Below are 12,493 nucleotides of genomic sequence, written 5' to 3'. Positions count from 1 at the left end.
GCGGATTATTCGAGTAATTGTTCTACTTTCTACCCTAAGTCTAAACAGCTTTGCCAATTTCGGCAGGGCATTTAGCCAGCATTTGAGACGTCCAACCGCCAATCGTTCCCTGCATCGCTGCAAATGCAAAACATGCAGGGAACTTCTGACGACAGCTGACTTCCAGAGTAGTAATAGACTTTTGTACAGGACCCACCCCATGCCCTCACCTGCCCCACCCCTTCTGGTCGTTGAGGATGACGCCATCGTGCGCATGCTGATCGTCGAAGTGCTTGAAGCGCTGGGCTATTCGGTCGTCGAGGCCAAGGACGCCGAGAGCGCCTTGCAGATCCTGCGCAATCCTGGGCAACCACTGACCCTGATGATGACCGATATCGGCCTGCCGGACATGGATGGCAAGGCACTGGCGATCGAGGCCCGGGAAGCCCGGCCTGCGCTGCCGATCCTGTTTGCCAGTGGCTTTGGCGAAAGTATCGAGGTGCCAGCGGGCATGCACCTGATCGGCAAGCCGTTCAGCATCGATCAATTGCGCGACAAGGTACAAAGCATTCTTGCTGTAGAATAGGCGCTTTTGCCAAGGCCTCTTCCGCTCATGCTCAAGCCCGCACTCAACGTCCTGGTCATCGGTTATGTCTGGCCCGAACCGCGCTCCTCGGCCGCTGGCGGGCACATGATGCAGATCCTCGAAAGCTTCGTGCAGCGAGGCTGGCGCGTGACCTTCAGTAGTCCGGCGAGCGTCGGCGAACACAAGGCAGACCTCGCCGAGCTGGGCATCAGCGAACAGGCGATCACCCTCAACGACAGCAGCTTCGACCACTTTGTCAGCGAACTGGCCCCGGATGTCGTGCTGTTCGACCGCTTCATGATGGAGGAGCAGTTCGGCTGGCGCGTGGAGAAACACTGCCCCAACGCCTTGCGCGTGCTGGAAACCTCAGACCTGCAAAGCCTGCGTGACGCCCGCCAGCAACTGCTGCGTCGACGCCTGATCGAAGGGCTCGACCCCAACGACTTCCGCGCGCTGTTCGACACCTCCGGCCCCGAGCTGTATCGACAGATGGCCAGCGCCGACCTGACCCTGCGCGAACTGGCGGCCATCTACCGCAGTGACCTGAGCCTGATGATCTCCGATGTCGAGATTGACCTGCTGATCAATGGTTTTGGCGTTCCCGAACACCTGCTGCACTGGTGTCCGCTGATGGTCGATGTGCCCGTAGAGCCGTTCAAGCCTTATGAGCAACGCGCCGACTTCCTCAGCATCGGCAACTTCCGCCACGCGCCCAACTGGGATGCCGTGCTGTGGATGAAGAACACGCTGTGGCCGATGATCCGCCGCCGCCTGCCCCAGGCCCAGTTGCACATCTACGGAGCCTACACGCCGCCTAAGGCCACGGCGCTGCACAAACCGGTTGAAGGTTTCCACATCATGAACTGGGCCGAAGACGCCCTGGAGGTGATGAGCAATGCGCGGATCTGCCTGGCGCCGCTGCGCTTCGGTGCCGGGATCAAGGGCAAACTGACCGACGCCATGCTCTGCGGCACCCCCAGCGTGACCACACCGATCGGTGCCGAGGCCATGCATGGTGCCCTGCCCTGGCCAGGCGCAGTGGCCAGCACCGCCGAAGCGCTGGCCGAAGCTGCGGTGCAGTTGTATACCGACCAATCGCGCTGGCAACACGCGCAGCAACAGGGGTTACAGCTGCTCAAGGCCCGCTATGACCAACGCCAACACGCTGCCGCGCTGGTCGAACGCATCGACTACGCCCTGAGTGATCTGGACCAGCACCGTCTGTTCAATTTCACCGGAGCGATGCTGCGCCACCACCAGCACAAAAGCACGCAGTACATGGCGCAATGGATCGAGGCGAAGAACCGCCTGGCTACAGCGGCCGACGCAGCAGATAAGTGTCCATGATCCAGCCCTTGCGCGCGCGGGCCTGCTCGCGCTGCGCAAGAATCTGTTCGCGCACCGCGTGCAACGGCCCGGCGATGAGCATCTCGTCAGCCGTACCGAGGTAGGCGCCCCAGTAAATCATCAGCCCGGGATCGTCCAGCGTGGCGAATGCACACTGACCGTCGAGCATCACCACCAGGTTGTCGATCTGCGTTTGCTCGCACAGACGTCGCCCTGGCAAGACAGTCAGCGGCTCACCAATACGGTTCAGGGGAATTCTGTGACGGGCGGCCAGAGCCTGGACGCTGCTGATACCGGGGATGACTTCAAGCGCGATGCCGACACCACCGGCCTGCACCAGATCGAGGATGCGCAAGGTGCTGTCGTACAGGGTCGGCTCGCCCCAGAGCAGGAACGCCCCGCACTCGCCGTCGGCCAGTTCGCTTTCGATCAATTGCGCATAGAGCGTGGCGCGCTTGTGGTGCCAGTCATGCACCGCACCGACGTAGTCGCTGGCAGCCCCATCACGTTGCGGGTCTTCGACCTGCACCAGGCGGTAATCCGCGTGCTGGATGTAACGCTCAAGGATGTCCTTGCGCAACTGCAGCAGCTCGTCCTTGACCGTGCCTTTATCAAGAACGAAGAACACCTGGGCACGGTTGAGTGCATCCACGGCCTCAAGGGTGATCTGGCGCGGATTGCCCGGCCCGATTCCGATCAACAGCAGCTGTTTCATCACAGTTCATTCCATGGCTCGGCCAGTCGCCATTGTCGACCGACCGAGGGGCAGTGGCAATGTACTGCTTACCAGATCGAGAAGTTGTAGCTGACGATCACCCGCGTTTCATCCATGTCCCGCGCCCATTTTTCATAGTTGCTGCGGTAGGTGGAGTTGCGCAAGCGCACGCTGACATCCTTGAAGGTGCCGCTCTGCACCTGATATTTGAGCTCGCTGTCGCGCTCCCACTCCTTACCCTCGGCCAGACTGCCCGGCACCTTGATATGGTCGCCGTTGATGTAGCGGGTAAAGAAGCTCAGGCCAGGCACGCCAAGCGCCTTGAAATCATAGTCATAGCGCAACTGCCAGGAGCGCTCCTGGGCGGCGGCGAAGTCGTTGACCTGGGCGTAGTTGACCAGATACGGGTTGCTGCCATCGAGGTACGGCATGGCGTTTTCACCGTACATGCGCTGCCAGCCGGCGCTGACCTTGTGCCCACCAAGGCTGTAGCCGAGCAGGCCGCTGAATGCGCGATGGTCGATGTCACCGGCACGGGCATTGCCGATGTCATCACTCTTGATCAAGCGCAGGTCGGCCGACAGGCTGCCGACACTGAGCGGCTGACTGGCCACTACACCGAGGAAGTGCTGGCGGTAGATGTTCTCCAGCTTGGCCACCTGATACTGGGCGCTCAGGCGGTCATTGAATTTGTAATCGACACCGGCCATGTCGAAATGATCGGCGGTGATATTGCAGGCATAGCGCTTGTTCTTGCAGTGAACGCGAATGTCCTGGCGATCGGTGGAGTCACGAGCGGTGTACTTGTCCAGACGGGCAACGCTGAACTTGAGGTTGTTGATTTCCTCGGAGGTGAGCATCGCGCCCTGGAACATTGTCGGCAACAAGCGGCCATCGTTGTACTTGAGCAATGGCATGTCCGGCAGCATCGAGCCGTACTTGAGGACGGTCTTCGAATAGCGCATTTTCCCGGTCACGCCCAGTTTCGCGTACTGATCCACCGACTCGCGCGGATCCTGGCCACTGGACGGCATCAAGCCGCTGTTGCTGTCAGCGGGGCTTGAGTCGAGTTTGATGCCGAGCATGCCCAATGCATCAACACCAAAGCCGACAGGGCCCTGGGTATAACCGGACTGTACATTGAGAATGAATCCCTGTGCCCATTCTTCGCGTTTCGAAGCGCCCTGGCTGGAACTGACATGACCATCGCGAAAGTCGCGATTGAAATAGACATTGCGTGCTTCGACTTTGGCACTGCTGTCTTCAAGAAAACCGCTCGCCTGAGTCGAGGCGGCAGTCAACATCGCAAGCACGCCGGCAAGGCCGCGCCCGGGGGCTGGGGGAAATGGGGCAAACATCAGAAGCACAATCCAAAAGAATGACAAAAAACAACCGGCAGCCTTCCAGGCAGCGGTAACGCATGCAGCGCCAATAAAGCTCGAGGCTGACCTAAAATTATCTCGAAACCGCTCTAGATCGGGCCATTGGACCTTTGTCTAAGGCACGCGACGGGCACCCGACTAGTTATTTCGTATTAACGCGCGGTCAAGTAAGAAAGTTCCATTACAGGGAAGTTAAAATTCCCTTGTTTACCCGCTGCCTCGGGACTACTACACTCTTTATTAGTGTGGTGTTGTTCCCAACCCAGTGCTGGCTGCGTAATTGAGGTTAGTCCTCGTTTTTCCGCATGCCGGGCCACTGCAGACATAAAGGAGTGATGACAGTGTCCAGACTTGCAGAGTTTCGTGCTGCCGAAAAAGCGCTTCAAGAACAGATGGCGCAACTGGAGGCGCTGAAAAAGGATGCCGGCCTCAAGCGCGAAATCGAGTTCGAACGCAAACTTGTCGACCTGATGAACAGCTACGGCAAGAACCTGCGCGATATCATTTCCATTCTTGACCCCAAAGCCGTGGCCAAAGGTGCGGTAGCAGCCCCTAAAACTCGCCGTGCACGGGTGGTCAAAGTGTATGAAAACCCGCATACCGGCGAGCGCATCGAAACCAAGGGTGGTAACCACCGTGGGCTGAAAGCCTGGAAAGAACAATACGGGGCGAAAACCGTCGACAGCTGGTTGCGTTCGTGAAGAAGTTCTTCACACTTTTTTCACATGCACTCGCTCAGGATGAAGACTGCTAACGGACTAGCGCCCCATACGCCCGCCTCGGCGGGCTTCTAATTCTTGCGCCCCGCCCTTCCCAGGCGGGGCGCAATTCGTTTGCGCAATCCCTTCAGTTCCGTATCATGTTGCCCTGACTGTTTTGCTGGTACTGCGTGTACCAGCCTCTTCAAGCGGAGTGCCCATGAGCCTGAACCATCTCGACACCCTTCCTGGTGTCACCGCGCAACCGGATGCCGCGACCCAGAATTTCGTCTTCAACCACACCATGCTGCGCGTCAAGGACGTTGCCAAGTCCCTGGACTTCTACACCCGCGTACTGGGTTTCAGCCTGGTGGAAAAACGTGACTTCCCAGAGGCCGAGTTCAGCCTGTATTTCCTCGCCCTGGTCGACAAGGCGCAGATTCCTGCCGACGCCGCCAAGCGTACCGAGTGGATGAAGTCGATTCCGGGCATCCTCGAACTGACCCACAACCACGGTAGCGAAAACGATCCTGAGTTTGCCTACCACAATGGCAACACCGATCCACGCGGCTTCGGTCATATCTGCATCTCGGTGCCGGATATTCGCGCCGCCTGCGAGCGCTTCGAGCAACTGGGCGTAACCTTCCAGAAGCGCCTGAGCGACGGGCGCATGAAGCACCTGGCGTTCATCAAGGACCCGGACGATTACTGGGTTGAAATCATCCAGCCTACCGAGTTCTAAGCAGTCTATCGCAAGCGCATAACGTTCGTCGGCCCGGGTCCCCCCGGGCCACTGCTGTGGTATACCCGAAAGAGCACCTGAACGAGGAGCTTTTGAAAACGGCGAGCTACCGATTCCCCAGCAGCGAGGTCAGGACGATGAAAACCCTTCAATGCGTGCATCGCAATCACACCATTACCGCCAGCATCGAAACCCATGACGGCATCCTTACCCCGTTTGCCGGCGGCTGCCTGATTACCGATCCCGAGGGCCACACCAGTCGACGCTTGTCGCTGCCGGTAAACATGGCGTTCCTGGCAGACCTTGAAAAGGCCCAGCATGTATCACTTGCCCATGGCAAATGGCTGGTCGATCAGCAGCTGGACAAGCATCAGCATCTGTTCTGACCAGGTGGGTCAATCGCGGGGTCGCTTATGCGGCCCCTTGTTTCTGAGCGCTATCCTGGCTGTCAGGCAACCCCAGACCATAGTCCCCCGGCACATTCCAGTCCTCACCGAACATTTCCACCGGATGCATGGTGCGGTCGGCGCCATTGCCGCACGCCAGGGCGTTCGCCGCGCAGTAACGGTCGCAACCCCAGCAAATACGTTCGGGGTGTTTCGGGCTGACGGGAAAGGGCTTGGCCATGAAATTCCCCAGGCAGGCTATGGGTGAGCTTCCACGTTATGACCTCGCTACGGCTTTGCCCTTGATGCAGATCAACAATCGTCCAAGCATTTGCCGGTGCCAGGCGGATTGCCGGGAAAATTGATAATAATCATTATTATTCACGCACAAGCTTCCTAGACTCGGGCTCCCACTCGTCAGTACCCAGGAAGTCGTCATGCGTACCCCCTTCTCGCTGTCACTCGCCTTGCTCCTGATCACACCGCTGGCCCAGGCCAAGGAATACCCCATCGGCGAACCGCAACTGTGCCCGGGCCTGGAAGTCGCTGCGGTGTACCTGCAGCCGATCGAAATGGCACCCGCCGGCATGATGCGCGCCACCGCCGACTCCGATATCCATCTGGAAGCCGATATCCGCGCCACCGAAGACAACCGTCAGGGCTTTCAGGAAGGCAGTTTCGTGCCCTACCTCCATGTTGCCTTCAGCCTGCAAAAGCAAGGCAGCGACACTCCTATCAGCGGTGACTTCCATGCCATGGTCGCCAACGACGGTCCGCACTACGGCGACAACGTCAAATTGCAGGGACCGGGCAAATACCAGTTGACCTTCACCCTGCTGCCGCCAGGCGGGCATGGCTCGCTGGGACGCCACACCGACAAGGAAACCGGCGTGCAGCCCTGGTTCGAGCGCTGCGAGCTGCACTATGAGTTCGTCTACGCCGGCATCGGCAAGAAAGGCGGCTATTGAATGAACGCCCGCATTCACCAGCGCCTGGCCGGGTTGATTCTGGCGGGCGCAGTCACCTCTCTGACCGCGGCCCCCTTGCCCAGCTACGAACTGATCCTGCGTGACGGGCACTTCACCCCCGCCGTGCTGGAAGTGCCGGCTGGCCAACGTTTCAAGATCGTCCTGAAAAACCAGGGTGAAGGCCCGGCCGAGTTCGAAAGCACGCCGCTGCGGGTGGAGAAAGTGCTGTCGCCAGGGGTGACGACCTTTGTCGTCATTCACCCGCTCAGACCCGGCCGCTACCCGTTCTTCGACGAATTCAATCCGCAACTGCCCGAGGGCGCCATCCTCGCGCAGTAGCCGGGATGTGCAGGGAGTCTTGATGAATCAAGCACTGTTTATCGTCTGGCGCGAAAGCGTCGAGGCGCTGCTGGTGATCGGTATCCTCCAGGCCTGGGTCAGCCAGCAGCAGCGCGGCCAGCGCCTGCTCAAGTTCCTGTGGGCGGGTGTCGCCCTCGGCTTGCTGCTCTCGGGCGTGCTGGCGCTGTTGATCCTGTTCGCCGGCGATGCCATGAGCGGTGACGCCAGCGAATGGTTCCAGGCCGGCCTGGCGTTGGTAGCCAGTGTGCTGATGGTGCAGATGGTCGCCTGGATGCACCGTCACGCGCGCACGCTCAAGGATGACCTGAGGCGCCACGCCGACCAGCAACTGGCGCGCCAGGGCGGCCTCGGCCTGTTACTGCTGGCGATGCTGGCAGTAAGTCGCGAAGGCAGCGAAACCGTGGTCTTTCTCTACGGCGCCGGTGCCCGTCTGCACGGCGCGCAACTACTGCAGTTTGCCCTCGGCGGCGTTGCCGGGCTGTTGCTCTCGGCCCTGACCATCGCCCTGTTGCACGGCAGCCGCCGGTTCATTTCATGGCGACACTTCTTTGCCCTCAGTGAGGCGGTCTTGCTGCTGCTCGCAGCAGCTTTGCTGGTCAGTGCGACAGAACGGGTCGGTGGCCAGTTGCTCGCCATGGACCTGCCGGAAATGGCCTATACCCTGGTCGGCGACGCACTCTGGGACAGCAGCTGGCTGCTCAGCGACAGCCAGGGCCTGGGCGCTTTTCTCGCCGGTTTCGCCGGCTACCGGGCGACACCCAGCGCCCTGACCTTGCTGGTGCTCAGTGGCTACTGGCTGAGCGTCGGTTACTGGCTGCTGCAGCGCAGAACAGGCGGCGCCGCATGTCCAGCCTGAGTCTGCACAATCGCTGGTTGCAACGCTTCGGTGACGGCATGCGCCGGCATGCCGGGGCGATTCGAGCCCTGCAGTGGATGATCGTGCTGTTCTACGCCCTGCTGCTGGTGCTGCCGGCCCTGCTGCCGGTACCCGCCAGCCAGGCGCGGATGCTGGACAACCTGACGCTGTTCGCGCAGTTCCTGTTCTGGGGTATCTGGTGGCCGTTCGTGTTGCTCTCGATCGTGCTGTTTGGCCGGCTCTGGTGTGGCGTACTGTGCCCGGAAGGATCGCTGAGCGAATGGGCCAGCCAGTATGGCAAGGGCATGGGCGTACCGCGCTGGATGCGTTGGGGTGGCTGGCCCACCCTGGCGTTCTGCCTGACCACGCTTTATGGCCAGCTGATCAGCGTCTACGACTACGCCCAGGCAGCATTGCTGATTCTTGGCGGTTCGACGTTGGCGGCGGTTGCCATCGGCTTGCTGTTCGCCCGCGGCAAGCGCGTCTGGTGTCGCTACCTGTGCCCGGTCAGCGGTGTCTTTGCCCTGCTCGCCCGCCTCGCGCCGGTGCACTTTCAAGTCGATGAACAGCGCTGGAAGGACAACGCCGCTCCACGTCTACCGCCGCCCAACTGTGCACCGCTCCTGGACATCCGCCGCCTGCAGGGCGCCAGCGACTGTCATGCCTGTGGCCGCTGCAGCGGGCAACGGGGCGCCGTGCAGCTGATTGCCCGCTCCAGCAACGAAGAGATCCTCCATGCGGGCATCCGCACGCCCTCCCCCTGGGATAGCCGCCTGCTGCTGTTCGGCGTCATCGGCCTGGCCATGGGGGCGTTCCAGTGGACCGTCAGCCCCTGGTTCATCGCCCTCAAGCAACAACTGGCGCAGTGGCTGGTGCAGCACGATGTGCTCTGGCCTTTACAGGACAACGCGCCCTGGTGGCTGCTGACTCATTATCCGCAACTCAACGACAGTTTCAGCTGGCTCGACGGTTTCAGTATCGTCCTGTACTTGAGCGCTTATGCCCTGATCCTGGGTGGCGGTTTGCTGCTTCTGGTGCGACTTTCAGCACGCCTGGCGGGTAATCCTGACCTCTATGGCGCCCTGAGTCTGACCCTTACACCGTTGGGCGGGGCCGGGCTGTTTCTCGGCTTGTCGGCCACCACGGTGAAGCTGCTGCGTTATGAAGGGCTGTTGCTGGAATGGGTACAACCGGCCAGGGCCGCACTCTTGATCGCAGCCATGGCCTGGAGTGCCTGGCTCGGCTGGAAACTGCTGGCGCGCCAGGAGGCTGGCCTGCTCCGGCGCAGCGCCGCCAGCCTGTGCCTGCTGGCAAGCATCGCGGCGGTGGGTTATGGCTGGTGGTTGCAGTTCTGGGGTTGGCTCTAGCGGTTAAAGGGCGCGGTGTTCTAACCGCGCACTTCAAACACTGGAAACAGGCTGCCGAGGGTGTCCCATAGCGCAGACAAGGCAGGTTGCGCCGACACCTTTGCCAGGTTGGCATCGAGCATCTGCGCGGTGCGCACCGGCTGTACGACAAAGTGTTCAACCCCACGTTCGCGCAAACGCCCGGCCAGGGTCAACAGCCGTGCCGGGTCGATCAGTTGCCAATGCACGGTGGTCCGGCACTCATAGTCCACGCCACTATCCAGCAGCAAATCCAGGCTGTGCCAGTTGGCCACCCCGCTACCCTTGACCCGGGTAATCAGCGCACACTCCTCGGCCAGGGCCTTGACGTCGAAACCGACCCAGTCGGCCCCCGGCAGTGCCCGGGCGAAGGCCTGCGGCTTGATCCCGGCACTGTGCAGGCCGACGCTAAAGCCCAGTTGCCGGACTTCGGCCATGGCCTCGGGCAGGCTGTCCTGCAAGGTCGCTTCGCCGCCGCTGAATACCACCGCGTCAAGCAAGCCCTGGCGGCGCTGGAGGAATCCCAGCACCTGGCTCCAGGGCAGTTCCTGGCTACCGCGTGGTGGTATCAGTTGCGGGTTATGGCAGTAACGACAACGCCAGGCACAACCCTGGCAAAACAACACGCAGGCCAGTTTGCCCGGATAGTCGAGGGTGGTCAGGGGCACCATGCCCCCGACCCGTAGTGTTCGACTCATGGATGCCCGGCCGTTGCCGCGCCCTCGGTGAAATGCTGGCGCTCGCGGTGCTCGGACTGTTTGCCCGGGTTGAACGCCGACACCGGCCGGTGATAGCCCATCACCCGGGTCCAGACTTCGCAGCGTTGGCGTTGCGCCACAGGCAGGGTTTGCAGTGCAGTCATGATGAAGCTCCTTGCGGTTGGGTAAACGAAATCAGTGAACAGTGCCCGCCTGCTGCGCCAGCAACAGGGCTTCGTCGCATTTCGGGCAGAACTCGTGTTCGCCATCGAGATAGCCATGCACCGGGCAGATGGAGAACGTCGGGGTGATGGTCAGGTAAGGCAGACGGAAGCGCCCCAAGGCCTTGCGCACCAGTTGCTTGCAGGCCTGGGCCGAAGAAATCCGTTCGGCCATGTACAGGTGCAGAACCGTACCGCCGGTGTACTTGCACTGCAGTTCATCCTGCAGCTCCAGCGCCTCGAACGGGTCATCGGTGTAGCCCACCGGCAGCTGCGACGAATTGGTGTAGTACGGCGCTTGCGCACAACCGGCCTGGAGAATGTCGGGATAGCGCTTGAGGTCTTCCTTGGCGAAGCGGTACGTAGTGCCTTCGGCCGGTGTCGCTTCGAGGTTGTAAAGGTGTCCGCTCTCTTCCTGGAAACGCACCAGGGTGGCCCGCACATGGTCCAGCAGGTTCAAGGCAAAGCGCCGCCCCTGCTCGGTGTGCAGGCCCATCTGGTCGTCGCTGAAATTGCGCAGCATCTCGTGCAGGCCGTTAACGCCAATGGTGGAGAAGTGATTACGCAAGGTGCCCAGGTAGCGCTTGGTGTAGGGATACAAGCCGGCGTCCATATGGTGCTGGATCACCTTGCGCTTGACCTCCAGGCTTTCCATGGCCAGTTCCATCAGCGTATCCAGGCGCTGCAACAGGCCACTGATATCGCCTTTGAACAGATAACCCAGGCGTGCGCAGTTGATGGTCACCACGCCCAGCGAGCCGGTCTGCTCTGCCGAACCGAACAGACCACCGCCGCGCTTGAGCAGTTCACGCACGTCCAGCTGCAAGCGGCAGCACATCGACCGCACCTGGTTGGGCAGCATGTCGGAGTTGAGGAAGTTCTGGAAATACGGCAGGCCGTAGCGCGCGGTCATCTCGAACAGGCGCTCGGCGTTGTCGCTGTCCCAGGGGAAATCGTGGGTGATGTTGTAGGTCGGGATCGGAAAGGTGAATACCCGGCCCTTGGCATCGCCGGCCTGCATCACTTCGATATAGGCGCGGTTGAGCAGGTCCATTTCGGCCTGCAGCTCACCGTAGGCAAAGGGCATCTCCTCACCGCCGATCACCGGGATCTGCTCGCGCAGGTCCTCAGGACAGACCCAGTCAAAGGTCAGGTTGGTAAACGGCGTTTGCGTGCCCCAGCGTGACGGCACGTTGAGGTTGTAGATGAATTCCTGAATGGCCTGGCGTACGTCTTCGTAGCTGAGGTTGTCCTTGCGTATGTAAGGCGCCAGGTAAGTGTCGAAGGAACTGAAGGCCTGGGCCCCGGCCCATTCGTTCTGCAACGTGCCAAGGAAATTGACCATCTGCCCCAGGGCGCTGCTCAGGTGCTTCGGCGGTCCGGCCTCGACCCGTCCCGGCACACCGTTGAGGCCTTCGTGCAACAGCGTGCGCAGCGACCAGCCGGCGCAGTAACCGGCGAGCATGTCCAGGTCATGTACATGCAGGTCGGCCTCACGGTGGGCACGGCCGATGGCTTCGCTGTAGACCTCATCGAGCCAGTAGTTGGCGGTAACCTTGCCGGCGACATTGAGCACCAGCCCGCCCAGGGAATATCCCTGGTTGGCGTTGGCTTGTACCCGCCAGTCTTCGCGGTTGAGGTATTCGTTCATCGAGGTCGCTACCTCGACCAGGGTCTTGCGGTCGCGGCGCAAGCGCCCATGCTGCTCGCGGTAGACGATATAGGCACGTAGCGAGAGGAAATGCCCGGCGTCCATCAACACCCGCTCGACCCGGTCCTGGATCTGCTCGACATGCAGCTTCGAATAGCCCTCCAGGTACGCCAGCACCGCCACCAACAACCCTTCGGCCTCGGCTTCGGCGTACTCCCCGGTGGCCTTGCCGGCGGCGATCAACGCCTGGCGAATCTTGTCGGCATCGAAAGCGGCCAGACTGCCGTCGCGCTTGTTCAACGTACTGTGCATTAGTCCCCCAAACACTACATATAGATGTTTATTTATCTGAAAACACAATATGCAGTGGAGGTTACGGCTAAACGCGCGGGAGTAAATTGACTGATATCAAGGTTGGCCGGTGGGACCCGGGGGGGGGGGGGGGGGGGGGGGGGGGGGGGGGGGGGGGGGGGGGAGGGGTGGGGGGGGGGGGGGAAGGGGCGATCACCACACCGCCCC

General features: G+C 61.1%; 15 protein-coding genes. 9 read left to right on the top strand and 6 right to left on the bottom strand.

What is annotated here, in order from left to right:
- Positions 1–199: 199 nt before the first annotated feature.
- A complete protein-coding gene (locus ACO6VD_RS15495) occupies positions 200–565 on the top strand; it encodes a response regulator (RefSeq protein ID WP_422420275.1) in 366 nt (121 codons plus the stop codon).
- 27 nt (positions 566–592) lie between these two features.
- Complete coding sequence (locus tag ACO6VD_RS15490; protein ID WP_422420273.1) at positions 593–1,912, top strand: glycosyltransferase; 1,320 nt, start codon at positions 593–595, stop codon at positions 1,910–1,912.
- Here the strand turns inward: ACO6VD_RS15490 and cobF are convergent.
- Positions 1,878–2,627: a precorrin-6A synthase (deacetylating) gene (cobF, locus tag ACO6VD_RS15485; protein WP_422420271.1), complete on the bottom strand. Its 750-nt coding sequence runs from the start codon at positions 2,625–2,627 to the stop codon at positions 1,878–1,880. The genes ACO6VD_RS15490 and cobF overlap by 35 nt on opposite strands.
- 68 nt (positions 2,628–2,695) lie before the next feature.
- Positions 2,696–3,985: an OprD family porin gene (locus ACO6VD_RS15480; protein WP_422420269.1), complete on the bottom strand. Its 1,290-nt coding sequence runs from the start codon at positions 3,983–3,985 to the stop codon at positions 2,696–2,698.
- A gap of 365 nt (positions 3,986–4,350) precedes the next feature.
- Here ACO6VD_RS15480 and ACO6VD_RS15475 point away from each other — a divergent pair, with 365 nt between their 5' ends.
- The 3 genes from ACO6VD_RS15475 (at position 4,351) to ACO6VD_RS15465 (ending at position 5,835) form a co-directional block, all read left to right on the top strand.
- Positions 4,351–4,710, top strand: coding sequence for a histone-like nucleoid-structuring protein, MvaT/MvaU family (locus ACO6VD_RS15475; RefSeq protein ID WP_422420267.1), 360 nt, complete (start codon positions 4,351–4,353; stop codon positions 4,708–4,710).
- Between the two features lie 217 nt (positions 4,711–4,927).
- Positions 4,928–5,449, top strand: coding sequence for a lactoylglutathione lyase (gene gloA / locus ACO6VD_RS15470; RefSeq protein ID WP_028946105.1), 522 nt, complete (start codon positions 4,928–4,930; stop codon positions 5,447–5,449).
- Positions 5,450–5,586: 137 nt separating this feature from the next.
- Positions 5,587–5,835 carry a hypothetical protein gene (locus ACO6VD_RS15465; protein WP_422420265.1) on the top strand — a complete coding sequence of 83 codons (249 nt, stop codon included), beginning with the start codon at positions 5,587–5,589 and terminating at the stop codon, positions 5,833–5,835.
- Positions 5,836–5,860: 25 nt separating this feature from the next.
- Here ACO6VD_RS15465 and ACO6VD_RS15460 read toward each other — a convergent pair whose 3' ends face one another.
- Entirely contained in the window at positions 5,861–6,076 is a 216-nt protein-coding gene (locus tag ACO6VD_RS15460; RefSeq protein WP_400172716.1) for a DUF3079 domain-containing protein, read from the bottom strand.
- Positions 6,077–6,272: 196 nt separating this feature from the next.
- On the opposite strand from ACO6VD_RS15460, the gene ACO6VD_RS15455 reads away from it, so the two are divergent.
- From ACO6VD_RS15455 to ACO6VD_RS15440, 4 genes are read left to right on the top strand one after another with little or no spacing between them, the layout of a single operon-like run.
- A complete protein-coding gene (locus ACO6VD_RS15455; protein WP_422420262.1) occupies positions 6,273–6,803 on the top strand; it encodes an iron transporter in 531 nt (176 codons plus the stop codon).
- A complete protein-coding gene (locus ACO6VD_RS15450; RefSeq protein WP_422420261.1) occupies positions 6,804–7,142 on the top strand; it encodes a cupredoxin domain-containing protein in 339 nt (112 codons plus the stop codon).
- 22 nt (positions 7,143–7,164) lie between these two features.
- A complete protein-coding gene (locus ACO6VD_RS15445) occupies positions 7,165–8,019 on the top strand; it encodes an FTR1 family iron permease (protein ID WP_422420259.1) in 855 nt (284 codons plus the stop codon).
- Entirely contained in the window at positions 8,007–9,386 is a 1,380-nt protein-coding gene (locus tag ACO6VD_RS15440) for a 4Fe-4S binding protein (RefSeq protein WP_422420258.1), read from the top strand. The genes ACO6VD_RS15445 and ACO6VD_RS15440 overlap by 13 nt, the downstream gene beginning before the upstream one ends.
- Before the next feature lie 20 nt (positions 9,387–9,406).
- Here the strand turns inward: ACO6VD_RS15440 and ACO6VD_RS15435 are convergent, their stop codons facing one another.
- Genes ACO6VD_RS15435 through ACO6VD_RS15425 form a run of 3 tightly spaced genes read right to left on the bottom strand, consistent with a single transcriptional unit; the run spans position 9,407 to position 12,286 of the window.
- Positions 9,407–10,102 carry an anaerobic ribonucleoside-triphosphate reductase activating protein gene (locus ACO6VD_RS15435; RefSeq protein WP_422420257.1) on the bottom strand — a complete coding sequence of 232 codons (696 nt, stop codon included), beginning with the start codon at positions 10,100–10,102 and terminating at the stop codon, positions 9,407–9,409.
- A complete protein-coding gene (gene nrdD / locus ACO6VD_RS15430; RefSeq protein ID WP_400172710.1) occupies positions 10,099–10,266 on the bottom strand; it encodes an anaerobic ribonucleoside-triphosphate reductase in 168 nt (55 codons plus the stop codon). Before nrdD ends, ACO6VD_RS15435 begins: the two co-directional genes overlap by 4 nt.
- Positions 10,267–10,297: 31 nt before the next feature.
- Positions 10,298–12,286: a ribonucleoside triphosphate reductase gene (locus tag ACO6VD_RS15425; RefSeq protein WP_422420255.1), complete on the bottom strand. Its 1,989-nt coding sequence runs from the start codon at positions 12,284–12,286 to the stop codon at positions 10,298–10,300.
- Between the last annotated feature and the right edge of the window lie 207 nt (positions 12,287–12,493).

Origin of the sequence: Pseudomonas sp. GZD-222 (genome assembly GCF_049310525.1) — a bacterium.
GTDB lineage: Bacteria > Pseudomonadota > Gammaproteobacteria > Pseudomonadales > Pseudomonadaceae > Aquipseudomonas.
Note: the sequence above shows the minus strand (reverse complement) of the source record. Positions and strands in the feature narration are given on the sequence as shown.